Source organism: Oryzihumus sp., from assembly GCF_054325275.1.
Genome location: NZ_JBTCWL010000004.1, coordinates 1 through 24226 on the forward strand (window position 1 = coordinate 1; position 24226 = coordinate 24226).

The 24226-nt window shown below is 73.0% G+C and carries 26 protein-coding genes; 4 read left to right on the forward strand and 22 right to left on the reverse strand.

What is annotated here, in order from left to right:
* The first annotated feature begins 128 nt into the window (after positions 1 to 128).
* The gene (locus tag ACXVGS_RS01385; RefSeq protein ID WP_458536552.1) at positions 129 to 305 is read left to right on the forward strand and encodes a hypothetical protein; all 177 of its coding nucleotides are present in this window, start codon (positions 129 to 131) and stop codon (positions 303 to 305) included.
* A gap of 83 nt (positions 306 to 388) precedes the next feature.
* Here the strand turns inward: ACXVGS_RS01385 and argH are convergent, their stop codons facing one another.
* The 15 genes from argH to infC all read right to left on the reverse strand — a co-directional run bounded on the left by argH (position 389) and on the right by infC (position 16067).
* Complete coding sequence (gene argH / locus ACXVGS_RS01390; RefSeq protein WP_458536553.1) at positions 389 to 1837, reverse strand: argininosuccinate lyase; 1449 nt, start codon at positions 1835 to 1837, stop codon at positions 389 to 391.
* Positions 1830 to 3035, reverse strand: a complete 1206-nt coding sequence (locus tag ACXVGS_RS01395) for an argininosuccinate synthase (protein WP_458530096.1) — start codon at positions 3033 to 3035, stop codon at positions 1830 to 1832. Before ACXVGS_RS01395 ends, argH begins: the two co-directional genes overlap by 8 nt.
* Positions 3036 to 3133: 98 nt before the next feature.
* Positions 3134 to 3634, reverse strand: a complete 501-nt coding sequence (locus tag ACXVGS_RS01400) for an arginine repressor (RefSeq protein ID WP_458531326.1) — start codon at positions 3632 to 3634, stop codon at positions 3134 to 3136.
* A complete protein-coding gene (gene argF, locus ACXVGS_RS01405; protein WP_458530095.1) occupies positions 3631 to 4587 on the reverse strand; it encodes an ornithine carbamoyltransferase in 957 nt (318 codons plus the stop codon). Before argF ends, ACXVGS_RS01400 begins: the two co-directional genes overlap by 4 nt.
* Entirely contained in the window at positions 4587 to 5783 is a 1197-nt protein-coding gene (locus tag ACXVGS_RS01410) for an acetylornithine transaminase (protein ID WP_458530094.1), read from the reverse strand. Before ACXVGS_RS01410 ends, argF begins: the two co-directional genes overlap by 1 nt.
* Positions 5780 to 6709 (reverse strand): acetylglutamate kinase, encoded by a 930-nt coding sequence (argB, locus tag ACXVGS_RS01415; RefSeq protein WP_458530093.1) that lies wholly within the window; start codon positions 6707 to 6709, stop codon positions 5780 to 5782. The genes ACXVGS_RS01410 and argB overlap by 4 nt, the downstream gene beginning before the upstream one ends.
* The gene (argJ, locus tag ACXVGS_RS01420) at positions 6706 to 7857 is read right to left on the reverse strand and encodes a bifunctional glutamate N-acetyltransferase/amino-acid acetyltransferase ArgJ (protein ID WP_458536554.1); all 1152 of its coding nucleotides are present in this window, start codon (positions 7855 to 7857) and stop codon (positions 6706 to 6708) included. The genes argB and argJ overlap by 4 nt, the downstream gene beginning before the upstream one ends.
* Positions 7854 to 8897 (reverse strand): N-acetyl-gamma-glutamyl-phosphate reductase, encoded by a 1044-nt coding sequence (gene argC / locus ACXVGS_RS01425; RefSeq protein ID WP_458533142.1) that lies wholly within the window; start codon positions 8895 to 8897, stop codon positions 7854 to 7856. Before argC ends, argJ begins: the two co-directional genes overlap by 4 nt.
* A gap of 98 nt (positions 8898 to 8995) precedes the next feature.
* A complete protein-coding gene (pheT, locus tag ACXVGS_RS01430) occupies positions 8996 to 11542 on the reverse strand; it encodes a phenylalanine--tRNA ligase subunit beta (protein WP_458536555.1) in 2547 nt (848 codons plus the stop codon).
* Complete coding sequence (pheS, locus tag ACXVGS_RS01435; protein ID WP_458530089.1) at positions 11542 to 12636, reverse strand: phenylalanine--tRNA ligase subunit alpha; 1095 nt, start codon at positions 12634 to 12636, stop codon at positions 11542 to 11544. The genes pheT and pheS overlap by 1 nt, the downstream gene beginning before the upstream one ends.
* 98 nt (positions 12637 to 12734) lie before the next feature.
* Entirely contained in the window at positions 12735 to 13826 is a 1092-nt protein-coding gene (locus ACXVGS_RS01440) for an ATP-binding protein (RefSeq protein ID WP_458530088.1), read from the reverse strand.
* Between the two features lie 10 nt (positions 13827 to 13836).
* Entirely contained in the window at positions 13837 to 14643 is an 807-nt protein-coding gene (locus ACXVGS_RS01445) for a TrmH family RNA methyltransferase (RefSeq protein WP_458533140.1), read from the reverse strand.
* A gap of 40 nt (positions 14644 to 14683) precedes the next feature.
* Positions 14684 to 15067 carry a 50S ribosomal protein L20 gene (gene rplT, locus ACXVGS_RS01450; protein WP_141788677.1) on the reverse strand — a complete coding sequence of 128 codons (384 nt, stop codon included), beginning with the start codon at positions 15065 to 15067 and terminating at the stop codon, positions 14684 to 14686.
* A gap of 80 nt (positions 15068 to 15147) precedes the next feature.
* Entirely contained in the window at positions 15148 to 15342 is a 195-nt protein-coding gene (gene rpmI / locus ACXVGS_RS01455) for a 50S ribosomal protein L35 (RefSeq protein WP_141788678.1), read from the reverse strand.
* A gap of 74 nt (positions 15343 to 15416) precedes the next feature.
* On the reverse strand, positions 15417 to 16067 hold the full coding sequence (gene infC / locus ACXVGS_RS01460; RefSeq protein ID WP_458530103.1) for a translation initiation factor IF-3: 651 nt from the start codon (positions 16065 to 16067) through the stop codon (positions 15417 to 15419).
* A gap of 314 nt (positions 16068 to 16381) precedes the next feature.
* Here infC and ACXVGS_RS01465 point away from each other — a divergent pair, with 314 nt between their 5' ends.
* On the forward strand, positions 16382 to 16756 hold the full coding sequence (locus tag ACXVGS_RS01465; RefSeq protein WP_458530086.1) for a DUF1844 domain-containing protein: 375 nt from the start codon (positions 16382 to 16384) through the stop codon (positions 16754 to 16756).
* Positions 16757 to 16774: 18 nt separating this feature from the next.
* Here ACXVGS_RS01465 and ACXVGS_RS01470 read toward each other — a convergent pair whose 3' ends face one another.
* Positions 16775 to 17968, reverse strand: coding sequence for an MFS transporter (locus ACXVGS_RS01470; protein WP_458530085.1), 1194 nt, complete (start codon positions 17966 to 17968; stop codon positions 16775 to 16777).
* A gap of 166 nt (positions 17969 to 18134) precedes the next feature.
* Here ACXVGS_RS01470 and ACXVGS_RS01475 point away from each other — a divergent pair, with 166 nt between their 5' ends.
* Positions 18135 to 19679: a catalase gene (locus ACXVGS_RS01475; protein WP_458536556.1), complete on the forward strand. Its 1545-nt coding sequence runs from the start codon at positions 18135 to 18137 to the stop codon at positions 19677 to 19679.
* A 122-nt stretch (positions 19680 to 19801) separates the two neighbouring features.
* Here ACXVGS_RS01475 and ACXVGS_RS01480 read toward each other — a convergent pair whose 3' ends face one another.
* Positions 19802 to 20590, reverse strand: coding sequence for a hypothetical protein (locus ACXVGS_RS01480; RefSeq protein WP_458536557.1), 789 nt, complete (start codon positions 20588 to 20590; stop codon positions 19802 to 19804).
* Between the two features lie 162 nt (positions 20591 to 20752).
* On the opposite strand from ACXVGS_RS01480, the gene ACXVGS_RS01485 reads away from it, so the two are divergent.
* Positions 20753 to 21082: a DUF952 domain-containing protein gene (locus tag ACXVGS_RS01485; RefSeq protein WP_458528072.1), complete on the forward strand. Its 330-nt coding sequence runs from the start codon at positions 20753 to 20755 to the stop codon at positions 21080 to 21082.
* On the opposite strand, the gene ACXVGS_RS01490 is transcribed toward ACXVGS_RS01485, so the two are convergent.
* The 5 genes from ACXVGS_RS01490 to ACXVGS_RS01510 are packed head-to-tail and all read right to left on the reverse strand — an operon-like array spanning position 21073 to position 24207.
* Entirely contained in the window at positions 21073 to 21795 is a 723-nt protein-coding gene (locus ACXVGS_RS01490) for an SseB family protein (protein ID WP_458528071.1), read from the reverse strand. The genes ACXVGS_RS01485 and ACXVGS_RS01490 overlap by 10 nt on opposite strands.
* Complete coding sequence (locus ACXVGS_RS01495) at positions 21792 to 22196, reverse strand: RidA family protein (protein WP_458528070.1); 405 nt, start codon at positions 22194 to 22196, stop codon at positions 21792 to 21794. Before ACXVGS_RS01495 ends, ACXVGS_RS01490 begins: the two co-directional genes overlap by 4 nt.
* Complete coding sequence (gene priA / locus ACXVGS_RS01500) at positions 22193 to 22930, reverse strand: bifunctional 1-(5-phosphoribosyl)-5-((5-phosphoribosylamino)methylideneamino)imidazole-4-carboxamide isomerase/phosphoribosylanthranilate isomerase PriA (RefSeq protein WP_458528069.1); 738 nt, start codon at positions 22928 to 22930, stop codon at positions 22193 to 22195. The genes ACXVGS_RS01495 and priA overlap by 4 nt, the downstream gene beginning before the upstream one ends.
* A 35-nt stretch (positions 22931 to 22965) precedes the next feature.
* On the reverse strand, positions 22966 to 23607 hold the full coding sequence (hisH, locus tag ACXVGS_RS01505; protein WP_458536558.1) for an imidazole glycerol phosphate synthase subunit HisH: 642 nt from the start codon (positions 23605 to 23607) through the stop codon (positions 22966 to 22968).
* Positions 23608 to 24207, reverse strand: a complete 600-nt coding sequence (locus ACXVGS_RS01510) for a hypothetical protein (protein ID WP_458531314.1) — start codon at positions 24205 to 24207, stop codon at positions 23608 to 23610.
* Positions 24208 to 24226 lie beyond the last annotated feature (19 nt).

Sequence of the window (24226 nt, forward strand, 5' to 3'; positions counted from 1 at the left end):
GGGCCGGTGAAACGGGAGGGGTGGGCATGGCCAGGGTCGAGGGAGGACGGTCATCAGGCGTCCGGTGGACGAGGTGGTCGGCTACGTCGCGGACGAACGCCACCAACCGGCATAGAACCCGCGGGGCGATGACGTTCGCCGCGGTCGACGGCGGGACGCGGATGCGCTGGTCCTGGGAGCTGCGCCCGCACGGCGCGCTGCGGCTGGCGGGGCCGGTGCTCGGCTGGGTCGGCCGCCGGCAGGAGGCCGCCACCTGGGCAGCACTCAGGGACCACCTGCAGTCAGGAGCGCCCTCACCACGCTGACCGGACGCACCAGACGGCCCGAACCACGCCTCGCGGGAGGCGGATTCGGGCCGTTTGGTGCGCCCGGAGGGTCGGGTCGGCGGTCAGGCGGTGGCGGCCACAAGGGCTGCCCGAGCCTGCGCGACGCGGGAGCGGACGAGCTCGAGCTGCTCGGCCACGCGGGCCGGGGCGGTGCCGCCCTTGGCGTCGCGGGAGGCCAGCGAGCCCTCGACCGACAGGACGCTGCGCACGTCCGCGGTCAGGTGCGGCGAGATCGCCTGCAGGTCGGCGTCGGAGAGGTCCCACAGCTCGATCCCGCGCAGCTCGCACGCCCGCACGCACTCTCCCGCGACCTCGTGGGCCACGCGGAACGGCACGCCCTGGCGGACCAGCCACTCGGCGATGTCGGTGGCCAGGGAGAACCCCTGCGGCGCAAGGGACTCCAGCCGCTCCGTGTTGAAGCGCATCGTGGCGACCATCCCGGCGAACGCCGGCAGCAGGACCTCGAGGGTGTCGACCGCGTCGAACACGGGCTCCTTGTCCTCCTGCAGGTCCCGGTTGTAGGCCAGCGGCAGCGACTTCAGCGTGGTGAGCAGCCCGGCGAGGTCGCCGACCAGCCGGCCGGCCTTGCCGCGGGCCAGCTCAGCCACGTCCGGGTTCTTCTTCTGCGGCATGATGCTCGACCCGGTGGAGTAGGCGTCGTCGAGGGTGATGAAGGAGAACTCCTTCGTCGCCCACAGCACGACCTCCTCGGCCAGCCGGGAGATGTCGACCGCGGCCATGGCCGAGACGAACGCGAACTCGGCGACGAAGTCCCGGCTCGCCGTGCCGTCGATGGAGTTCTCCACCGCCGCGGTGAAGCCGAGGTCGGCCGCCACCGCGTCGGGGTCGAGGCCGAGCGAGCTGCCGGCGAGCGCCCCCGAGCCGTACGGCGACAGCGCCGTCCGGCGATCCCAGTCCTGCCAGCGGTCGACGTCGCGCAGCAGCGCCCAGGCGTGGGCCAGCAGGTGGTGGGCCAGCAGCACCGGCTGGGCGTGCTGCAGGTGGGTGCGCCCGGGCATGGCCACGCCGAGGTGCTCGGCGGACTGGGCGACGAGGGCGTCGACCACGTCGAGCACGAGGTTGGCGCAGGTCCGCGCGTGGTCACGCAGGTACATCCGGAACAGCGTGGCGACCTGGTCGTTGCGGGACCGGCCGGCGCGCAGCCGCCCGCCGACGTCGGCCCCGGCGCGCTCGATCAGGCCGCGCTCCAGCGCCGTGTGCACGTCCTCGTCGGCCTCGGCCGGGGTGAACTCCCCCGAGCGCACGTCGGCCTCGAGCCGGTCCAGGGCCTCGAGCATCGCGGCGAGCGTCGGCTCGTCGAGCAGCCCGGCCTTGGCCAGCACCCGGGCGTGGGCCCGGGAGCCGGCGATGTCGTAGGGCGCCAGGCGCCAGTCGAAGTGGGTCGACTTCGACAGGGCGGCCAGGGCATCGGCCGGGCCGCCGGCGAACCGGCCGCCCCACAGGCTGAGCCGGTCGCCGGTCGACGGCGTCGCGGGCACCGGCTCAGGCATGGCCGAGGCGCTGGTCGCGACCCGAGGCGATCTTGCTCGACAGCCCGTGGATCTCGATGAAGCCCTTGGCCAGCGACTGGTCGAAGGTGTCACCCTCGTCGTAGGTGGCCAGGTTGTAGTCGTACAGGCTGGTGTCCGAGCGACGGCCGGTGACGACCGCGCGGCCGCCGTGCAGCGTCATCCTGATGTCGCCGTTGACGTGCTCCTGGGTGGAGGCGATGAACGCGTCCAGCGAGCGCTTGAGCGGGCTGAACCACAGGCCGTCGTAGGTCAGCTCGCCCCACTTCTGCTCGACGCCGCGCTTGTAGCGGCCGAGCTCGCGCTCGAGCGTGACGTTCTCCAGCTCCTGGTGCGCCGTGATCAGCGCGATGGCGCCCGGCGCCTCGTAGACCTCGCGGCTCTTGATGCCGACGAGGCGGTCCTCGACCATGTCGAGACGGCCGATGCCGGCGTTGCCCGCGCGCTCGTTGAGCTTCTGGATGGCCTGCAGGACGGTGACCTTCTCGCCGTCGATGGCGACCGGCACGCCGGCCTCGAAGGTGATGACCACCTCGTCCTTGTCGTGCTGGCGCGAGGGGTCCTTGGTGTAGGAGTACAGGTCCTCGATCGGGGCGTTCCAGATGTCCTCGAGGAAGCCGGTCTCCACCGCGCGACCGAACACGTTCTGGTCGATGGAGTACGGGTTCTTCTTGGTCGTCTCGATCGGCAGGTTGTGCTTCTCGGCGTAGTCGATCGCCTTGTCACGGGTCAGGGCGAGGTCACGCACCGGGGCGATGCACTTCAGGCCGGGGGCGAGGCCGGAGATGCCCACCTCGAAGCGGACCTGGTCGTTGCCCTTGCCGGTGCAGCCGTGGGCGACCGTGGTGGCGCCGTGCTGCTTCGCGGCGGCGACCAGGTGCTTGACGATCACCGGGCGGGACAGCGCCGACACCAGCGGGTAGCGGTCCATGTAGAGGGCGTTGGCCTGCAGCGCGGGCAGGCAGTACTCGTCGGCGAACTCGTCGCGGGCGTCGGCCACGTAGGCCTCCACGGCGCCGCAGTCCAGGGCGCGCTGGCGGATGACCTCGAGGTCCTCCCCGCCCTGGCCTACGTCGACGGCCACGGCCACGACCTCGGCCTGGGTGGCGTCGGCGATCCAGCCGATGGCGACGGAGGTGTCGAGGCCTCCGGAGTAGGCAAGGACAACGCGGTCGGTCACGGGGTGCTCCTCAGTGCTCAGATGTCTTGTCGTGCAACAGGTATGTCGGGTGGCCCCGGTCCGGGGCCCGGTGGCGGTCAGGCGAGGCGCAGCAACGCTCAATCCTCCCGCGTGCCGGCCAGGGACAACAGGCGCCCTGCCACGGCCGGGCCGTCCTCGGGGCCGGCGGTGATGACCAGGATCGTGTCGTCACCGGCGATGGTGCCGATGATGGCCGCCTCGTCGGCGTGGTCGATGGCCGAGGCGAGGTACTGCGCCGCCCCCGGCGGGGTGCGCACCACGATGAGGTTGGCCGAGGCCTCGGCGGTGACGAGCAGCTCCTCGCAGAGCCGCTTGAGCCGCGCGTTGACGGCGTCGGTGGCCTCCGCCGCGCGGGGGGTGCGGTCGCCGCCCTCCCCCGGCACGGCATACACCAGGGTCCGGCCCTGGCGGACCTTCACGGCGCCGAGCTCGACCAGGTCGCGCGACAGCGTCGCCTGGGTGACCTCGAGGCCGTCCTGGGCGAGGTGGGTCAGCAGCTCGCCCTGGGAGCGGATGTTGTGCCGGCCCAGGATCTCCACGATCCGCTGGTGCCGTGCGGCGCGGGTGTGGGCGATCATGCCGTCAGCTCCCGCGCCGGGGTCGAGGCCTCGAGCAGGAAGCACAGCAGCGCCTTCTGCGCGTGCAGCCGGTTCTCGGCCTCGTCCCAGACGACCGACTGCGGGCCGTCGATGACCGAGGCGCTGATCTCCAGGCCCCGGTAGGCGGGCAGGCAGTGCAGCACGATCGCGTCGGGGGCCGCCTGGGCGAGCGCGGCGTCGTCCAGGCTGAACGGCGCGAACGGGTTGTCCGCACCGGCTCGCGCCGCCTTCTCGGCCTCCTGCCCCATGGACACCCAGGTGTCGGTGGCGAGGACGTCGGCGCCGGCGAAGGCCTCGGCCGCGTCGGTGGTGACGATGACCGACCCACCCTGCTCCGCGGCGATCTGCTTCGCCCGCTCGACCACGGACGCGTCGGGCTGGTGCGAGGCCGGGCCGGCGACGCGCACGTGCATGCCGGCGAGCGTCCCGCCGAGCAGGTAGGAGTGGGCCATGTTGTTGGCCGCGTCCCCGACGTAGGCCAGGGTCAGGCCGGCGAGGCGACCCTTGTGCTCCTTGACCGTCATGAGGTCGGCCAGGATCTGGCAGGGGTGGAACTCGTCGGTGAGGGCGTTGACGACCGGCACGGTGCTCGCCGAGGCCATCGCCTCGATCCGCTCCTGGCCGAAGGTACGCCACACGATCGCGGCGGCCTGGCGCTCGAGCACCCGCGTGGTGTCCTCGATCGGCTCGCCCCGGCCGAGCTGGCTGGAGGCAGCGTCGATGACCAGCGGGTAGCCGCCGAGCTGGGCCACGCCCACCGAGAACGACACCCGGGTACGGGTCGAGGGCTTGTCGAAGATGACCGCGACGGCGCGGGGGCCGGCCAGGACGGGCTCGCTGAAGGGGCGTGCCTTGAGGGCGATGGCCCGGTCGATCACGCCGGCCTGCTCGGGCGCGGTCAGGTCGTCGTCGCGCAGGAAGTGGCGGGGCATCAGGAGGTCTCCAGTCCGTCGAGGAGGGCGGGCAGGGCGGCCACGAAGGTGTCGAGCTGGTCGGTGGTGACGACCAGCGGCGGCGCCAGGCGCAGCACGCAGGGCGTGACCGGGTTGACGATGAAGCCGGCGGCGAGTGCCCGGTCGGCGACCTGGGGGGCGACGTCGGCGGTGAGCTGGATTGCCCGCAGCAGGCCGGAGCCGCGGACCTCGGCCACGAGCGGGTGCCCGAGGGCGAGGACGGCCGCAGCGAGGTGGTCACCGGCGGCACGGGCGTGCTCGACCAGGCCCTCCGCCTCGATGGTGTCGAGGACGGCGAGCCCGGCGGCCACGGCAAGTGGGTTGCCGCCGAAGGTCGTGCCGTGCTGCCCGGGGGCGAGCAGCCCGGTGACCTCGGGTCCGAACGTGACCAGGGCGCCGATCGGCACCCCGCCCCCCAGGCCCTTGGCCAGGGTCATGGCGTCGGGGGTGACGCCGGCCTGCTGGAAGGCGAACCAGCTGCCGGTGCGCGCGACCCCCGTCTGGACCTCGTCCAGGACGAGCAGCGCGCCGTGGGCGGTGGTCAGCTCGCGGGCCAGCTGCAGGTATGCCGGGTCGGCGGGCCGCACGCCCGCCTCACCCTGGATGGGCTCGAGGACCACCGCGGCGACGTCGGCCGTGACGGCCGCGCGCAGCGCGTCCTGGTCGTTCCAGGGGACGTGGACGACCTCGGGGATGAGCGGCTCGAACGGCTCGCGGTAGGCCGGCTTGTGGGTCAGCGCCAGCGCCCCGGTCGTCCGGCCGTGGAAGGCGCCCTCCGCCGCGATGATCCGGGTCCGGCCGGTGCGCCGGCTCAGCTTGACCGCCGCCTCGAGCGCCTCGGTGCCCGAGTTGGCGAAGAAGACCGCCGAGCCGTCGGGCGCCCCGGCAAGGGCGAGCAGGCGCTCGGCGAGCTGCACCTGGCCCGGGGTGGTGAAGAAGTTGGAGACGTGGACCAGCGAGGCGGCCTGCTCCGCGACGGCGCGCACGAGGGCCGGGTGGCCGTGGCCCAGGGTGTTGACGGCGATGCCGCCGAGCAGGTCGAGGTAGCGGGTGCCCTCGACGTCCTCGACGACGGCGCCCTCACCCCGGGCCAGCACGGTGCGCGGCTGCCCGAAGACGCCGAGCAGCGCGTGGTCGTAGCGCTCGAGCCAGTCCTTGACCGTGGTGCCGCTCATGAGTCCGCTCCATCCGGGACGACCATGGTCCCGATTCCCTCGCTGGTGAAGACCTCCAGCAGCAGCGAGTGCGGCTGCCGGCCGTCGATGACGTGGGCCTGCGGCACGCCCTGGCGCACGGCCCGGATGCAGGCCTCGAGCTTGGGCACCATGCCCGCGTCGACCCTGCCGAGCAGCTCGTCGGCGTCGCTGACCGCCAGGCTCGACAGCAGCGAGTCGCGGTCGGGCCAGCTGGCGTAGATGCCCTCGACGTCGGTGAGCACAACGAGCTTGTGGGCGCGCAGCGCCACCGCGAGCGCCGCCGCGGCGGTGTCGGCGTTGACGTTGAGCACCTGCCCGTCCTCGTCGAGGTCGGGGGCGATGGTGGAGACGACGGGGATGCGGCCGGCCTCGAGCAGGTCGGTGACGGCGGTGGGGTTGACCGTCTCGACGTCGCCGACCAGGCCGACGTCGACAGACTCGCCGTTGACGGTGGCCGGCCGGCGGCGGGCCCCGAACAGCGCACCGTCCTCGCCGGAGAGGCCGACGGCGAGCGGGCCGTGCCGGTTGATCAGGCCGACGAGCTCGCGGCCCACCTGACCGGTGAGGACCATGCGCACCACGTCCATGACCTCCGGGGTGGTGACCCTCAGGCCGCCGCGGAACTCGCTGGGCAGCCCGAGCCGGCCGAGCATGCTGGCGATCTGCGGGCCGCCGCCGTGCACGACGACGGGGCGCAGCCCGGCATACCGCAGGAAGACGATGTCCTGGGCGAAGGCGGCCTTGAGCTCCTCGTCGAGCATGGCGTTGCCGCCGTACTTGATCACGACGAGCGCGCCGCGGAACTGCTCGAGCCAGGGCAGGGCCTCGACCAGGGTCTGGGCCTTGCCGGCGGCCCGGGACAGGGCGTCGGTGTCGATGGTGCCGCGCAGGGTGGTGGTGCTCATGTGCTGTAGGCCGAGTTCTCGTGGACGTAGTCGTGGGTGAGGTCGTTGGTCCAGACCGTGGCGGTGTCCGCGCCGGCGTGCAGGTCGACGACCACGTGCACCTCACGGTCGGACAGGTCGACCAGCGAGCGGTCCTGCCCCACTCCGCCGGCGCGGCAGACCCGGACCCCGTTGATCGACACGTCGAGCTGGTCGGGCTCGAACGCGGCCGCGGTGGTGCCGACGGCGGCCAGGACCCGGCCCCAGTTGGGGTCGCCGCCGAAGACCGCGCACTTGAACAGGTTGTTGCGGGCCACCGCGCGGGCCACCTCGAGGGCATCCGCGAGGCTGGCGGCCGAGCGCACCTCGACGGCGATGTCGTGCCTGGCCCCCTCGGCGTCGGCGACCAGCTGGCGGGCCAGGTCGGCGCACACGGCGGTGACCGCGTCGGTGAGCTCGTCCACCGTCGGGGTGACGCCGGAGGCGCCGGAGGCCAGCAGCAGCACCGTGTCGTTGGTGGACATGCACCCGTCGGAGTCGACCCGGTCGAACGTCTGCGCGGTCGCGTCCCGCAGCGCGGCGTCGAGGGTGGCGGGGTCGGCCACCGCGTCGGTGGTCACCACGACGAGCATGGTGGCCAGCGCCGGGGCGAGCATCCCCGCGCCCTTGGCCATGCCGCCGACCAGCCACCCGTCGCCGGCGGCCACGGCCTGCTTGCTCACCGTGTCGGTGGTCATGATCGCGGTGGCGGCCGCATCGCCCCCGTTGCCGGCCAGCGCGGCCACGCCGGCGTCGATGCCCGCGATGAGCCTGTCCATCGGCAGCAGCTCGCCGATCAGGCCGGTGGAGCACACCGCGATGTCGCCGGCGGAGACGCCGAGGGCGGCGGCGAGGTGCTCGGCGCTGGCGTGGGTGTCGGCGAAGCCCTGCGGCCCCGTGCAGGCGTTGGCCCCACCGGAGTTGAGCACCACGGCGTCGACCCGCCCGTCGCCGAGCACCTGCCGGCTCCACGTCACCGGGGCGGCGACCACCCGGTTGCTCGTGAACACGGCGGCGGCGTCGTGGCGCGGCCCGTCGTTGACGACGACGGCCACGTCGGGCCGCCCGCTGGCCTTGAGCCCCGCGACGACGCCGCTGGCGCGGAAGCCCTGGGGGACGGTGATGCTCACGGGGCGACTCCGGTGAGGGGAAGGCCGGTGGTCTCCGGCAGGCCGAGGGCGAGGTTGGCGCACTGCACGGCGGCGCCGGCGGTGCCCTTGGTCAGGTTGTCGACGGCGGCGACGGCGACGACGCGCCCGGCCCGCTCGTCGAGGGCGACCTGCACGTGCACGCAGTTGCTGCCGAGCACGTCCGCGGTCCGCGGCCACTGCCCTTCGGGCAGGAGGTGCACGAACGGCTCGTCCGTGTAGGCCGTGTGCCACGCCTCGCGCACGGACGCCGCGGTGGCCCCGGGGGCCGCCTTGGCGGTCGCGGTGGCGAGGATGCCCCGCGGCATGGGGGCCAGGGTGGGGGTGAACGAGACGGTGACCGCGGCCCCGGCGGCCCGGGAGAGGTTCTGCTCGACCTCCGGGGTGTGCCGGTGGACGCCGCCGACGCCGTAGGGCGACATGGAGCCCATGACCTCGGCGCCGAGCAGGTGCGCCTTGAGCCCCTTGCCCGCCCCGGAGGTGCCGCTGGCGGCCACGATGACGACGTCCTCCGGCTCGAGCAGCCCGGCCACGAAGCCGGGGGCCAGGGCGAGGCTGCACGCGGTCGGGTAGCAGCCGGGGACGGCGACCCGCCGCGCGCCAGCCAGCGCCTCCCGGTGCCGAGCCCCGTCACGGTCGGCCAGCTCGGGCAGGCCGTAGGGCCAGGTGCCGGCGTGCTCGCTGCCGTAGAAGTGCCCCCATGCCTGCGCGTCGGCCAGCCGGAAGTCGGCGCCGCAGTCGATGACCACCACGTCGTCGGGCAGCTGCGCGGCCAGGGCGGCGGAGGCACCGTGCGGGAGGGCCAGGAAGACCACGTCGTGGCCGGCAAGGGTCTGTGCCGAGGTCTCGACGAGCACCCGGTCGGCCAGGGGCGTCAGGTGCGGGTGGACCTCACCGAGCCGGGATCCGGCGTTGGACGCAGCGGTGAGCGCGCCGACCTCGATCGCGGGATGCGCCAGGAGAAGCCTGACGATCTCGCCACCGGCATAGCCGCTCGCGCCTGCCACCGCTGCCGTCACCATGCCGCATGACTATACACCCCGGCGCAGTTCTATGCAGTCCCGGGTCGCCCGCCCGGGGTGCACACGGCGGGTCCGCACCCCGGGTGTGGGGGCTCGACTCAGGCGCCACGCTGGACGGCGCCGAGGCGCTCGGCGGCACGGGCGATGGCCCGGTCCCGCAGCGCGTTGACCTCCTCGGTGGTCAGCGTGCGGTCGGGGGCGCGGAAGTACATCCGGTAGGCCAGCGACCGGTGCCCCTCCCCCACCTGCTCGCCGCGGTAGACGTCGAACAGCCACACCGACTCCAGCAGCTCCCCGGCCGCCTCGCGGATGACCGCCTCGACCTCGCCGGCGGGGACGGCGTCCTCGACCGTGAGGGCCACGTCGGTGTGCGCGACCGGGTAGGTCGACAGCGGGGTGGCCTGCACGTTGCCCTCGCTCGCGGCGGAGAGCACGTCGACGTCCAGCTCGGCGGCGCAGGTGCGCGCGGGCAGCTCCAGGGCCGCGACCGCCTTGGGGTGCAGCTCGCCGGCGTGGCCCACGAGGGTGCCGTCGGCCAGGCTCAGCCGGGCGCACCGCCCGGGGTGCCACGGGGCGTGGTCGTCGGCGGTGACGTGCAGCTCGACCCCGAGGGCGTCGGCGACGGCCCGCGCGGCGGTCACCGCGTCGGACCAGTCGGCCGGGCGACCCGGGCCCCACCAGCCACCGCGCTCGGCCTCACCGGCCAGCGCGAACGCCACGCGCCGGGGCTGCGCCGGGACGGCCGCCTCGATCCGCGCGAGGGTCTCCTCGTCGGGGCGCGCGTCGGTGCCGGGCACCGGGGCGGAGACCGTGCCGGCCTCGGGCCGGGTGACGAGCCCCATCTCGAACACCGCGACGTCGCGCTGGCCCCGGGAGACGTTGCGGCGCAGCGCCTCGACCAGGGTGGACAGCACCGAGGTGCGCAGGAACGGCGCCTCCTCCGAGAGCGGGTTGGCCACCCGCAGCATCGTGCGCCGCGGGTCGTCGGCCGGCAGGCCCATGGCGTCGTGGACGCCGGCGCCGACGAAGGGGTAGGTCAGCACCTCGTCCAGGCCGTGATGGGCCAGGGCGTCGGCGACGACGCGACGAGCCCGCTGGCCGTGGCTCAGCCCCAGCCCCGCGCTGGGCCGGGGCAGCACCGCCGGCACCTGGTCGTAGCCGTGGATCCGGATGACCTCCTCGACGAAGTCCGGTCCGTTGTGCAGGTCGGGGCGCCACGACGGCGGCAGCACCGACAGCGGCCCGTCGCCGATGTCCTCCACATCGCAGCCGATGGCGCGCAGCGTGGCGACGACCTCCTCGCGGGGCAGCTCCAGCCCGACCAGGCGCGTGGGCAGGTCGGCGTCCAGCGGGACCCGGCGGCGCGGGGTGCGGTCGTCGACGTCGGTGACGCCGTCGTCCGCGGTGCCCCCACCGAGCTGGACGAGCAGGTCCACCGCGAGCTGGGCGGCGACCGCGGTCACGTCGGGGTCCACGCCACGCTCGAAGCGCTTGGACGCCTCGGTGACCAGGCGGTGCCGCCGCGACGAGCGCGCCACGGTCGTCGGGTCGAAGTGCGCGGACTCGATGAGCACCGTGCTCGTCGTGGCGCCGACTTCCGAGGTGGCCCCGCCCATGACGCCGGCGATGGCCAGCGGGGTCTCCCCGCCGTCGGTGATGAGCAGGTCCTCCGGGGACAGCTCGCGCTCGACGTCGTCAAGGGTCGTGAGCTTCTCCCCCTCGCGGGCACGGCGCACCACGATGCTGCCACTGAGCGTGTCGAGGTCGAAGGCGTGCAGCGGCTGGCCGAGCGCCAGCATCACGTAGTTGGTGACGTCGACGGCCAGGGAGATCGGGCGCATCCCCATCTGGGTGAGCCGCTTCTGCATCCACCGCGGCGACGGACGGGTGGTGTCGATGTCGCGGACCACCCGGGCGACGTAGCGGTCGCAGCCGACCCGGCCGCCGAGCGGCGCACCGTCGGCGAGCTGCACGGCATACCCGCCGTCGTTCGCGGCCGGGGTTGCGATGTCGGCCGGGTCGCGGAAGCTGCCGCCGGTGGCGTGGGAGTACTCCCGGGCGATCCCGCGCATGCTGAAGCAGTAGCCGCGGTCGGGCGTGACGTTGACCTCGACGACCTCGTCGGCCAGGCCGAGCAGGGCGATGGCGTCGTCGCCGGGCTGAAGCGAGGCCAGCAGCTCGGGGTCCTCGGCGAACCACTCCTGCAGCACGATGATGCCGGCGTGGTCATCCCCCAGGCCGAGCTCGGCGGCGGAGCAGATCATGCCGTTGCTGACGTGGCCGTAGGTCTTGCGCGCGGCAATGGCGAAGTCACCGGGCAGGACGGCCCCGGGCAGCACGACGACGACGAGGTCGCCGACGGCGAAGTTGTGGGCGCCGCAGACGATGCCCTGCGGTGTGCCCTCGGTCAGCCGCTGGCCGTGCTCGCCGACGTCGACCTGGCACCAGCGGATGACCTTGCCGTTCTTCTGCGGCTCCTCGGCCAGCTCCAGGACGCGGCCGACCACGAGCGGGCCGGTGATGTCCCCGCCGTGCAGGCCCTCCTCCTCGAGGCCGACCTTGACCAGGCTGGCCGCGATGTCACGGCCGGTCGCCTCCGGTGCCACGTCGACGAGCTCGCGCAGCCACGAAACGGGCGCCCGCATCAGATCTCCATCCCGAACTGGTGGTTGAACCGCACATCGCCCTCGACGATGTCGTGCATGTCGGCGACGCCGTGGCGGAACATCAGCGTCCGCTCGATGCCCATCCCGAAGGCGAACCCGCTGTAGCGGTCGGGGTCCACCCCGCAGGCGACGAGCACGGCCCGGTTGACCATGCCGCAGCCGCCGAGCTCGATCCAGCCGGTGCCGCCGCAGGTGCGGCACTCGGGGTCCTTGCCGCCGCAGACGAAGCAGCGGAAGTCCAGCTCGGCGCTGGGCTCGGTGAACGGGAAGTATGCCGGTCGCAGCCGGGTCTCGATGTCCTCACCGAACATCGCCTGGACGAAGTGCTCCAACGTGCCGCGCAGGTGCGCCATGGTCAGGCCCTCGTCAACGGCCAGGCCCTCGAGCTGGTGGAACACCGGGGTGTGGGTGGCGTCGAGCTCGTCGGTGCGGAACACCTTGCCGGGGCAGACGACGTAGACCGGCAGCTCACGCTCGAGCAGCGTGCGCACCTGGACCGGCGAGGTCTGCGTGCGCAGCACCAGGCCCGAGTCGGGCCGCTCGACGAAGAAGGTGTCCTGCATCTGGCGGGCCGGGTGGTCCGGGCCAAGGTTGAGCGCGTCGAAGTTGAACCACTCCGACTCGACCTCGGGGCCCTCGGCGACCTCCCATCCCATGGCGACGAAGACGTCGGCGAGGCGCTCGGAGGTCAGCTCCAGCGGGTGGCGGGAGCCGCTGCGGCGACGGGCCACCGGGGCGGTGACGTCGACGGTCTCCTCGATGAGCAGGCGGGCGTCCCGCTCGGCCTCGAGCTCGACCTGTCGCCGGGCCAGGGCCTGGGCGACCTGGCCGCGGGCCTGGCCGACCCGCTTGCCGGCCTCGGCCTTGGCGGTGGGCGGCAGGGCGCCGATCTCGCGGTTGGCCAGCGCCAATGGGCTCTTGTCGCCCTGGTGGGCCAGGCGGGCGGCCTTGAGCTCCTCCAGGCTGGTGGCGGCGGCGATGGCGGCCAGGGCCTCCTGTACCGCGGCGTCGATCGCGGAGGGGTCCAGGCTGCTCACCTCGACGGGGTCGTACTGCGTGTTGGGTCCAGACATCGCTTTCACTTCATGAGGTCGCGTGCGGCGTGCAGCCGCCGACGTGGACAAGCGGTGGGACGACTGCCGCTCGGCAGTCTATGGGCCGCGTGGGCCGGTCAGACGAGGTGTTCCGGGGCGCCCGAAGGCAAGGTAAATCGGAACTGGGCGCCACCGGAGCGGGCGGCGCCGACGCTGATCTGGCCGCCGTGGGCCTCGACCAGCCCGCGCACGACGTAGAGGCCCAGGCCGGTGCCGCCCCGGCGGGAGCCGTGCCAGAACCGGGTGAAGACGAGGGAGTAGTTCTCGGGGGCGATGCCCTCGCCCTGGTCGCTGACCGTCACGGCGATGGCCTCGCTGCCGTTCTGCGTGGTCGGCATGACACTCAGGCTGACGGTCCCGTCGCCGTGGCGCACGGCATTTTCCATCAGGTTGGCCAGGATCTGGTCCAGGCGGTCCGGGTCGGCCCACGTCTCGGGCAGCTCCGGCGCGGCCTCGAGGACGAACCGCTCCCGGTCGTGGCCGCTGGCCACGAACCGCTCGATGTGCCGCTTGACGACGGCGGTCACGTCGACCGGCTGGCGGCGCACCTGCAGCCGGCCGGCGTCGATGCGCGAGATGTCGAGCAGCTCGGTGATCAGCCGGGTGACCCGGTCGGCATCGGCCTCGATCGTCTGCAGCATCAGCCGCTTCTGGTCGTCGGTGAAGCGCTCCCAGCGGTGCAGCAGGGTGGACGAGAAGCCCTTGACCGAGGTCAGGGGCGAGCGCAGCTCGTGGGCGACGGTGGAGATGAGGGCGGCGTTGCTGGCCTCGGCCCGGCGCCGGGACTCCGCGTCACGCAGCGACAGGACGACCTCGGTGACCGGCTGGTTGCGCCCGGGACGCACGTAGCGGGCGGTCACGAGGACCTCGTGGCCGCCCTGGAGGATGAGGAGGCGTTCGCGGTGGCCGGTGCGGATGTTCAGCCCGTTCCACGGGTCGGTGCAGCTCCACCAGGACCGGGCGTCGGAGTCCTGCAGCGGCAGCACCTTGCGGACGTCCTGGCCGACCATGTCGGCGATGTCCTGGCCGAGGATGGCCGCGGCCCGGCGGTTGACGTAGACCACCGTGGCCTCGGCGTCTGCGACGACCACGCCGTCCGGGAGCACATCCCCGATCCGGTCGTCCCACGTGACCGCCTGGTCCACTGATGGACGTGCCTCGGTCCCCATGACGCTGACCTTACCCATTTCGGCGCGTCCCGCGATGCGCGCTCGCGGAAGCGTAGAGACAGATCGTGGCCGCCATGGCCAGGTTGAGGGACTCGGCATGGCCGTGGATGGGCACCCGGACGACCTCGTCACAGGCGTCGCGGACCTCGGGCTCGAGGCCCCACGCCTCGTTGCCCATGACCCAGGCGTGCCGGCCGGAGAGGTCGGCGTCGTCGAGCACCGTCGCCCCGGAGCCGTCGGCGGCGAGCAGGCGCACGCCCGCCTCCCGCAGGCTGGAGAGCAGCCGGGGGACGGGCACGCCGGTCACGACGGGCAGGTGGAAGAGGGACCCGACGGTGGAGCGCACCACCTTGGGGTTGTAGACGTCCACGCTGGCGTCGCTGACCAGGACGGCGTCGGCCCCGGCCGCGTCGGCACCACGGATGACGGTGCCCGCGTTGCCGGGGTCGCGGACGTTGGTCAGCACGACCACCAGGCGCGGGTCGGTGCCGAGCACGTCCGCCAGCGGGACGTCGACCGGCCGGCAGACCGCCAGCAGGCCCTGCGGGGCGGAGGTGTCGCACATGGCGGCCAGCACCTCGGGGCTGACCTCGTGGACGTGAATGCCCTGCCCGTCGGCCTCCTCCAGGATCGCCGCGTGGCGCGCGGCCGCCTCGGGCACGGCATACAGGTCACGGACCACGTCGGGGCGGAAGCGGACCGCCTCACGGACGGCCTGCGGACCCTCGGCGAGGAACAGGCCCTCGCGGTGACGCACAGCGCGCCGGGTCAACGCCTTGACCGACCTGACCCGATCGGAACGGGTGTTGGTCAGCACGGCATCGACCCGGCGCGCGGAGACTTGCTGGCGCAGCAGGTCAGGCAGCGTCGCTGGCGTCGGCCTGGGCCGGGACGTTGGCCTTGGCGATCTCGACGAGCGCGGCGAACGCGGCGGCGTCGTTGACGGCCAGGTCGGCCAGGATGCGACGGTCGACCTCGACCTCGGCAGCCTTCAGGCCCTGGATGAAGCGGTTGTAGGTCATGCCGTTGGCGCGGGCCGCGGCGTTGATCCGCTGGATCCAGAGGCGACGGAAGTCGCCCTTCTTGGCGCGGCGGTCACGGTAGGCGTAACCGAGGGAGTGGGTGACCTGCTCCTTGGCCTTGCGGTACAGGCGCGAGCGCTGCCCGCGGTAGCCGCTGGCCCGCTCGAGGACGACCCGACGCTTCTTCTGGGCGTTGACCGCCCGCTTCACGCGTGCCACGTGAGTACTCCTTGCTGGTTAATGCTGAACCGAGAGAGCTTCACACTCGGTCGCTGGATCGACTGGGTGGTGGCTCTCGGTTACTTGCCGAGGAGCTTCTTGATCTTCTTCGCGTCGGGCTTGGACAGCTCGACGTCGTTCGCGATCGAACGCATCTTGCGCGAGGACTTGTGCTCGAGCAGGTGGCGACCGCCGGCCTGCTCGCGCATGACCTTGCCCTTGCCGGTGACCCGGAAGCGCTTCTTGGCGCCGCTGTGGCTCTTCATCTTCGGCATGGGAAGCCGATCTCCTTCAGTCGTGCTTGCTGTGGTCGGGGGTGTCGCGGGGCGGCGGGAGCCGCCCCGGGCGACTACTCGGCGGCCTGGGCCTCCGGAGCGGCAGCCTCGGTGGTCTCGGCTGCGGGTGCCGGCGCGGACTCCCCGGCGGCGGGGGCCTCGGCGGCGGGCGCGGTCTCCTCGCGGCGACGGCGCTGCTCGGCCTTGGCCTCGGCCTTCTTCCGCGTCGGGCCGAGGACCATGATCATGTTGCGGCCGTCCTGCTTGGGCGCGCTCTCGACGAAGCCGAGCTCGACCACGTCCTGGGCGAGGCGCTGCAGCAGGCGGAAGCCCAGCTCCGGGCGCGACTGCTCGCGACCACGGAACATGATCGTCACCTTGACCTTGTCGCCGGCCTTGAGGAACCGCTCGACGTGGCCCTTCTTGGTGCCGTAGTCGTGCGGGTCGATCTTGGGTCGGAGCTTGATCTCCTTGATGACCGTGTTGATCTGGTTCTTGCGGGCTTCCCGCTCCTTGATGGCTGCTTCGTACTTGAACTTGCCGAAGTCCATGAGCTTGGCCACCGGAGGCTTGGCCATGGGGGCCACCTCGACGAGGTCGAGGTCGGCCTCCGCAGCCAGACGCAGGGCATCCTCCACGCGGACGATGCCGACCTGCTCACCATTGGGGCCAACCAACCGCACTTCCGGGACACGGATGCGGTCGTTGATACGAGGCTCGCTGATGTTTGTCTCCTTGAGTCAGTGTCACTGTGCCCGCAGGAGACGAAGAAGGCTCCTCGCCACCTGTGTGCGCGAGGAGCCTGGGCATCCGGACCAGGGACCGCTGGTATGACGGGTGGCTGGCCACACGTCGTACGCTGGCCGCCGCGGGTGAGCCGCCCCTCCGATTGAGGCGGCCCGCTCGTGGCGGGCGGACCTGGGACCCGACGACGTGAGTCGATGCGGGTGGAAGCTGGTGCTTCTCTTGCACGCTGTGACCTGGTCGCTGCCCGGGGGCACCGTCGAGTCACAGCCGGTCGATCTGCAAGGCTACCAGCGTGGACCCGCAGAATCCCAATCCTGACCCCCTGACCACCCCCTCGGTCGACGACCACGTCCGGGACATCGCCGAGGTGCCGGCGGTGGAGATCATCACCACCGCGGCCGTGCACCTCATGAGCGCGGCCGCCGTGAAGTGCGGTCTGGCCGAGGGCGCCGACGCCGAGGAGCTCAAGGACCTCGACGAGGCCCGCCGCCTGATCAACGCCCTCGCCGGCCTGGTGACCGCCGCCGCCCCCGACATCGGCAGCCAGCACGCCGCTCCCCTGCGCGACGGCCTGAAGTCGCTGCAGCTGGCGTTCCGGGAGGCCTCGGTCTTCCCCGACGCCCCGGGCCAGGGCCCCGGCGAGAAGCTCACCGGCTCGGTCGTCTGAGCCTGTCGGTCGCTGACGTCAGGCCGCTGCGGCGACGTCGACGGCGGCCCGGCGCCGGCGACGCAGCCGGACCGTGGCCCACCCGGACGTGGCCACCAGCACACCGAGCAGCCCGACGAGGGCGAAGCCGCCGGCGTAGCCCTGCAGGTCGATCGCCGCGCCGGCCACCGGCGCGCCCAGTGCGGAGCCGGCGGTCATCGCCGACCCGTGCCAGCCCATCGCCTCGCCCCGGGCGCGCTCGTGGACCACGCGGCTGACCGCGTCGACGGTGGCGGTGATGGTCGGCGCGCAGAACAGGCCGGCGACGAACGACAGCAGCGCCAGCGACACCGGCCCGGAGGCCAGGGCGAGCGGGACCGTGACGACGCCGAGGCCGGCGAGCAGGGCGAACACCGGCAGCGAGCGGTGCAGCGCGCCGTAGACGAGGCCGCCGAGCGCGGACCCCAGTCCCCAGACGGCGAGCACCGGGCCGAGTGAGCCGACCGCGCCGTAGTCGCGCATGGCCGCCACGAACGCCACGTCGCAGCCGGAGAGCACGAGGGTGGTGGCCGCGGCCGCGGCCAGGACGGCCAGGAACGCCCCGCTGAACCACTCGCGCCGGGGCAGGTGCGCCGCGTCGGCGTCGTGGCCCTCGCGGCGCATGACGGGGTTGACCACCCACACCGCGATGGCGCCGACCACCGTGAGCATCTCGGCGGTGAACAGCACCCACGTGGTCGACCACGTGGTCGCCGCCCAGACGCCCAGGACGGGGCCGAGCATGAAGGACAGCTCGACGCCGACCGAGTCCAGGGACAGGGCGGTGCGGCGCTCCGCGTCCGGGACAGCGGTGATGATCGCCTGGCGCAGGATCGAGAACGTCGGCGTGACGAACAGGCCGGCGGGGATCGCGAGCAGCAGCAGCGGCAGGTAGCCGACGAACGGCGCGACCGACCACACGAGGGCGGTGACGATGATCGAGGGCAGCACCGTGCGGCGCAGGCCGATCCGGTCGAGCAGCCGCCCGCGCCAGGGTCCGCTGATCGCGATGCAGACCGTCGCCAGCGCGGAGACCACGCCGGCCTCGGCGTAGCCCCGGTGCAGGGTCTGCACGATGTGCAGGGTCAGCACGACGCCGCCGGCGAACATCGGGATGCGCAGGAACAGCCCGAGCAGCAGCGCGGCCCTCGCCGCAGGGACAGAGAGGACGCGACGGTAGGGGGCGAACGGCATACCGGCAGGCTCCCATGGCGCACCGACGGGCCTCCATCCATTTCACGCCAACGCCATCCGCCTTTCTTGACCTGTTCCAGATCGCGTGGTGGGGTGGGTCATCTGACCCCGTGCCGGCACGCCCGTCCCGACCCGTGCCAGACGTCCGTCAACGCGAGGAGACCCCATGAGCCAGCAGACCGGTCCGACCGGCTCCACGACGAGCACCGGAGCCCCCGCGGTCAGCGACCGCAACTCCCTCACCCTCGGGTCCAACGGCCCGATCCTGCTGCACGACACGCACTTCATCGAGCAGATGGCGCACTTCAACCGCGAGCGCGTGCCGGAGCGCAACGTCCACGCCAAGGGCAGCGGCGCGTTCGGCGTCTTCGAGACCACCGAGGACGTCTCGGCCTGGACCAAGGCCGCGCTGTTCCAGCCGGGCGCGAGGACCGACATGCTCGCGCGCTTCTCCACCGTGGCCGGCGAGCAGGGCTCCCCCGACACCTGGCGCGACCCGCGCGGCTTCGCGCTGAAGTTCTACACCTCCGAGGGCAACTACGACCTCGTCGGCAACAACACCCCGGTGTTCTTCATCCGCGACACGATGAAGTTCCCGCACTTCATCCGCAGCCAGAAGCGGCGCGGCGGCTCGGGCCTGCGCGACAACCACATGCAGTGGGACTTCTGGACGCTCAACCCCGAGTCGGCCCACCAGGTCACCTACCTCATGGGCGACCGCGGTATCCCGAAGACGTTCCGCCACATGAACGGCTACGGCTCGCACACCTACATGTGGGTCAACGCCGCCGGCGAGAAGTTCTGGGTGAAGTACCACTTCCACTCCGACCAGGGCGTGGAGGGCCTGACCGGCGAGGAGGCCACCCGCATCGCCGGTGAGGACGCCGACCACCACCGTCGCGACCTCTACGACTCCATCGGGCGCGGCGAGTTCCCGAGCTGGACGCTCTCGGTCCAGGTCATGCCCTACGAGGACGCCCGGACCTACCGGTTCAACCCGTTCGACCTGACCAAGGTCTGGCCGCACAGCGACTACCCGCTGGTCAAGGTCGGCACGATGACGCTGAACAGGAACCCGGAGAACTTCTTCGCCCAGATCGAGCAGGCCGCCTTCGAGCCCAGCGCGCTCGTGCCCGGCATCGGGTTCTCCCCCGACAAGATGCTGCTCGGGCGCACGTTCGCCTACAGCGACACCCACCGCTACCGCATCGGCCCGAACTACCTGCAGCTGCCGGTCAACCGCCCCCGCGTGGAGACCAACAGCTACACCTTCGACGGGCCGATGGCCTACGACCACAGCGGTGACGCCCCGGTCTACGCGCCCAACACCGCCGGCCGCCCCTTCTCCGACCTGACCGGCCCGGTCGAGGACGGCTGGGACGCCGACGGCGCGATGGTCCGCACGGCCTACGAGCTGCACGCCGAGGACGACGACTTCGGCCAGGCCGGCACGCTCGTGCGCGAGGTCTGGGACGACGCCCAGCGCGCGGCGTTCGTCCAGACGGTCGCCGGCCACCTGCTCGGCGGCGTCACGGGCGCGGTGCTGGAGAAGGCGTTCGAGTACTGGAAGAACGTCGACGCCGACACCGGCAAGCAGATCGAGGAGCTGGTGCGCGCCGGCGGCAAGTCCCCGAACCCCGGCGGCGAGGCCGACGCGGCCAAGTCCCACGAAGCCGGAGCGGTCCGCGAGGACGACACCCACGCCGGCTGACCCCAGCCGGCCCCACGCGACGTATGCCGTGCCCCCGGTCCGGGGCACGGCATACGTGCCTTCTGGGCGGCTCTGCGCGCTGGGTGAAGGGTTGACCACACCCGGGGGGGTCAACCCTCCACTCAGGACGAGCCGCGGAGCCGCACCAGTGAATAGTCCGCGGAGGTGGCCGGCTCGACGTCGTCGCAGCCGCTGCGCCCGCAGGTGCAGGCGTAGGGGAAGGGTGGAAGGGTTGCGCCGATCTGCCTCTCGTGGGCCGAGATCTGGCGGCGCATGACCTCGTTCTCGTGCCGTCGGCGGGCCGCCAGCTCTGGCCCGGGTCGCAAGCGTGGATGGCCCGCAAGGGCGGTGACGACCGCCGCCCGGACGGCGGCGGTGACGCCGTCCCACCTGACGTCGGTGGGCACGTCCACCACGGGCAGGCCCTCCCGTGCCGCTGCCGCACCCAGGCGCCCGCCGATCGCCTGGTCGCGTTGGACCAACCCCTCGACCCGCCTCCGCCCCGCCTCGTCCCCATCGACGAGCCGCTGCTCCCGGGCGGCTCGCGTGCGTTCCGCAGTGGTGACCAGCCAGATCGCCGAGAGCGGCGCCCACTCCGCCACCGCACCCGGATGCAGCTGCGGCCCCTCGACCAGCGTCGGGACCTCGCCAACGCGGGCAGCGCGGACGTCGTCGACCACCACGGGAAGCCGAAGAGCCGAGACCCGCTCGAACTCGTCGGCTGCCGCGGCGGGCCCCTGGGCCAGCACCTCGTCGAGCGGAGGGCCCAGGTCGCCGAGACGGTCGAGGTGGTCGTAGGTGTAGGCGTCGATCGGGTGCAGCGGAAGGTCCAGCTCGTGGGCGAGCTGCCGCGCAATGGTCGACTTGCCCGAGCCGGGGTTCCCGCCGTTCCAGAACATCGGCCCGCTCATGGTCACAACCACCCGCATGGTAAGTCGGGGTGGGGAGGGGGATGCGACAGTCCGTCAAGGGAGCGCAGCGAGCAGGCCCGAGCGTCCCCCTCGCCACCCACGCACGGTGACCACGCAGGCCTGTGACCGACCGTCGCTGGATGCTCGGATACGGTCGGCAGCGTGACCATCTACCACCTGGCGGAGCAGCAGCACTGGGATGCCTCGCGGGTCTCAGGGTCCTACGAGCAGTCAACGCTGGGACGCACGCTGGCCGAGGAAGGCTTCATCCACTGCAGTTCGGCGCAGCAGTGGCCGGTCGTCAGGCGCGCGTTCTACGCGGCGTACCCGAAACCGTTGCTGCTGCTGGAGATCGACGAGTCGCGGCTGACCTCACCGCTCGTGCGGGAGGTGGGCAACCCGGAGACGGGTGAGGAGTTTCCGCACGTCTACGGGCCGATCGACGTCGACGCCGTCGTCGGCGTCACCGAGCTGCCGGCGCCTCACGCCTGACGGATCGCGAAGGCCAGGGCGTCGATCCGGGCCCGGGCCTCGCCGTCGGTGGCGATCCGCTCCCCCACCCGCGTCGCCAGCGCCTGGACCTGCCCGGGGTCGAGACCGGGGCGCAGCAACAGGACCACGCGCAGCGTGCCAGTGCCCGGCTCGCCAGCCTCGGTCGACACATCGAGGACGTCGGGCTCCTGCGCGGTCGCGCGGGCAAGGGCCTGGGCGATGAACGGGTCCTCGTACGCCGGCAACCACTCGCGCTGCTGGGCCAGCGCCCAGAGCATGCTCGGGCGCAGCACGGTCGGGCTCCCCGAGCCGAGGTCGAGCACCATGACGTCGCACCGCTCCTGCACGGCGGCCTGCGCGGCCAGGGCGCTGGTGACCGGCGACGGGCGGGCCGAGGCGTCCCAGGCCGCGAGCGCTTCGACGCTGCTGAACACCGGCAGGGCACGCTGGCCATCGGGGGCGGTGAGGGTGACCACGGCCATGTCGGTGGACTTCTCGACCGCCAGGTCACCGGAGTCGTCAACCTCGGTGGGCGCCGCGACGATCGGCACGATCAGCCGGGCGCCGGCCAGCGCGGCCATCAGCGCGCTCTCGTCCGCGCGCCGCCCGAGCGCGTCCAGCAGGGCCGGGTCCGCCGCTCCGGTGTCGTCGTCGAAGCCGGTGCCGGACAGCTGCCGGCCGGTGAAGGGGATGCCGGCCGAGTCGTGGCTCATGACTGCTCCTGCGCGGTGGTGACGACGGCGTCGAGCTCGATCTCGACGAGCATGGCGGGGTCGAGGAGACCGGCGACGACCACCATGGTGGCGGCGGGGCGCACCCCGCCCAGGCGCGACCCGTGGGCCCGGCCCACGGCCTCGCAGTCGGCACGGTCGGTGACGTACATGCGCGTGCGGACCACGTCGGCGTCCGTGCCGCCGAGCCGGGTCAGCGCCGCGAGGGCGGCGTCGAGCGCGACCAGCGCCTGCGCACCGGCGTGACCGGGGTGGGCGACCGCCCCGTCGACGACCGCGGTGCAACCTGAGACGTGCACCTGGTTGCCGACCCGGACCGCCCGGGCATAGCCGAAGGCGTCCTCCCACGGCCCGCCGGACGCGTCGACGCGGCGGGTGCTCACGGCCGGCCGGCGACGTCGAGCGCGTCGGGCAGGGTGAACGCCCCGCGGTAGAGGGCGGAGCCGACGATCGCCCCCTCTACCCCGAGCGGCACGAGCCCGCGGATCGCCTCGATGTCGGCGAGCGTCGACACGCCGCCCGAGGCCACGACCGGGCGGTCGGTGCGGGCGCACACGTCCCGCAGCAGGTCCAGGTTGGGGCCCTTGAGCATGCCGTCCTTGTTGACGTCGGTGACGACGTAGCGCGAGCAGCCCTCGGCGTCGAGGCGGGCCAGGGTCTCCCAGAGGTCCCCACCCTCCTGGGTCCAGCCGCGGGCGGCCAGGGTGGTGCCGCGCACGTCGAGGCCGACCGCGACCCGGTCACCGTGCTCGGCGATGGCGCGGGCGGTCCACTCGGGGTCCTCCAGCGCCGCGGTGCCGAGGTTGACCCGACGACAGCCCGTGGCCAGCGCCCGCTCCAGGGTCGCGGCGTCGCGGATGCCGCCGGACATCTCCACCTTCAGGTCGAGCCGGCCGACGATGCTCGCGAGCAGCTCGGCATTGGAGCCGCGACCGAACGCCGCGTCGAGGTCGACCAGGTGCAGCCACTCGGCGCCCTGCTCCTGCCAGGCGAGCGCAGCCTCCCACGGGTCGCCGAACTCCCCGCCGCTGCCGGCAATTCCCTGGACCAGCTGGACGGCCCGGCCGCCTGCCACGTCGACGGCGGGCAGCAGCTCGAGGCGGGGTGCAGTGGTCACGGATCTCCTTGTGTCGTGGGCGTTCTGGGGGACGGTCAGAGGGACTGGACCCAGTTGCGCAGCAGCTGGGCGCCGGCGTCGCCGGACTTCTCCGGGTGGAACTGGGTAGCCGACAGCGGGCCGTTCTCGACGGCAGCCACGAACGGCTTGTCGTGCTCGCTCCAGGTGACCTTGGGCGCCATCGCGGCGAACGCGCCCTGCGGGTCGAGCTGCCAGTGGGCGGCGGCATAGGAGTGCACGAAGTAGAACCGCTCCTGCTCCACGCCGGCGAAGAGCCGGGTGCCCTGCGCCGCGCTGACCGTCGACCAGCCCATGTGCGGCACGACGTCGGCCTCGAGGCGCTCGACCATGCCGGGCCACTCCCCCAGCCCGGCCTCGTCGCCGTCGACGCTGGGCTCGGTGGAGCCCTCGAAGAGCACCTGCATGCCGACGCAGACCCCGAGCACCGGTCGCCCGCCGGACAGGCGCGTCTCGATCAGGCGAGGGCCGTCGACAGCCCGCAGCCCGCGCATACAGGCGTGGAAGTTGCCGACGCCGGGCACCAGCAGGCCGTCGGCGGCCAGCACCGCGGACCGGTCGGCTGTGAGCTCGACATCGGCGCCGACGCGCTCCAGGGCGCGCACCGCCGAGCGGACGTTGCCACTGCCGTAGTCGAGCACCACCACGCGGGCAGCCATCTAGTGTCCTTCCATCTCGGCCCGCAGCCGGGCCTCGTCCGTCACGATCGAGTCGAACCTCGCCAGATGCGCCTCGTCCGGCTCCACCAGCCGGGCCCCCTCGGCACCGGCAGCCGACAGCGGGTCGGCCAGCAGACCCTGGCCGGGCAGGTCCAGCACCTCCATCAGCGAAGCGAGCAGGCCACCGGCCTCACCACCGGCGTCGTGCAGCAGTCCAGCGACGTCGCGCACCGCCCGCCGGTCACGCAGTCCGGCGGCGGCGACGAGCTCGTCCGGCCGCGCGGTCGGCAGCCGCGACGAGCGCACCACGCCGTGGCCCGGCTCCCAGACGACCCAGCGCTGTATCGCGCGCCACCCGCCCGGTTGCAGCGTCACCACGGCGCGGTCCTCCACCCGGAACAGGCCGACCGCCGACCGCAGGCGGCTGGGGACAGGACGGGCGGCCAGCACGGTCAGCGCGTCGTCGTAGGGCGCCCGGGCCCGGGACGGGCCCGCCGGGAGCACCGCGGTCCACCCCGGGAGGGGCAGCACGTGCACGGGCAGCAGACCGCGCCGGGACCACGTGGCCACGGCGTCGGGGCGGCCGCGGACGAGCAGCACGCCCCGTCCGTGCCGCCCG

Coding starts and splice junctions, on each gene's coding strand:
- ACXVGS_RS01410 (WP_458530094.1), bottom strand. CDS start 5,783: ATGAGCGGCACCACGGTCAAGGACTGGCTCGAGCGCTACGACCACGCG.
- hisH (WP_458536558.1), bottom strand. CDS start 23,607: ATGGCTGCCCGCGTGGTGGTGCTCGACTACGGCAGTGGCAACGTCCGC.
- rpmI (WP_141788678.1), bottom strand. CDS start 15,342: ATGCCGAAGATGAAGAGCCACAGCGGCGCCAAGAAGCGCTTCCGGGTC.
- argH (WP_458536553.1), bottom strand. CDS start 1,837: ATGCCTGAGCCGGTGCCCGCGACGCCGTCGACCGGCGACCGGCTCAGC.
- ACXVGS_RS01385 (WP_458536552.1), top strand. CDS start 129: ATGACGTTCGCCGCGGTCGACGGCGGGACGCGGATGCGCTGGTCCTGG.
- argC (WP_458533142.1), bottom strand. CDS start 8,897: ATGGTGACGGCAGCGGTGGCAGGCGCGAGCGGCTATGCCGGTGGCGAG.
- pheT (WP_458536555.1), bottom strand. CDS start 11,542: ATGCGGGCGCCCGTTTCGTGGCTGCGCGAGCTCGTCGACGTGGCACCG.
- ACXVGS_RS01490 (WP_458528071.1), bottom strand. CDS start 21,795: ATGAGCCACGACTCGGCCGGCATCCCCTTCACCGGCCGGCAGCTGTCC.
- ACXVGS_RS01440 (WP_458530088.1), bottom strand. CDS start 13,826: ATGGGGACCGAGGCACGTCCATCAGTGGACCAGGCGGTCACGTGGGAC.
- ACXVGS_RS01400 (WP_458531326.1), bottom strand. CDS start 3,634: ATGATCGCCCACACCCGCGCCGCACGGCACCAGCGGATCGTGGAGATC.
- argF (WP_458530095.1), bottom strand. CDS start 4,587: ATGCCCCGCCACTTCCTGCGCGACGACGACCTGACCGCGCCCGAGCAG.
- ACXVGS_RS01480 (WP_458536557.1), bottom strand. CDS start 20,590: ATGAGCGGGCCGATGTTCTGGAACGGCGGGAACCCCGGCTCGGGCAAG.
- ACXVGS_RS01470 (WP_458530085.1), bottom strand. CDS start 17,968: ATGCCGTTCGCCCCCTACCGTCGCGTCCTCTCTGTCCCTGCGGCGAGG.
- argB (WP_458530093.1), bottom strand. CDS start 6,709: ATGAGCACCACCACCCTGCGCGGCACCATCGACACCGACGCCCTGTCC.
- pheS (WP_458530089.1), bottom strand. CDS start 12,636: ATGTCTGGACCCAACACGCAGTACGACCCCGTCGAGGTGAGCAGCCTG.
- ACXVGS_RS01475 (WP_458536556.1), top strand. CDS start 18,135: ATGAGCCAGCAGACCGGTCCGACCGGCTCCACGACGAGCACCGGAGCC.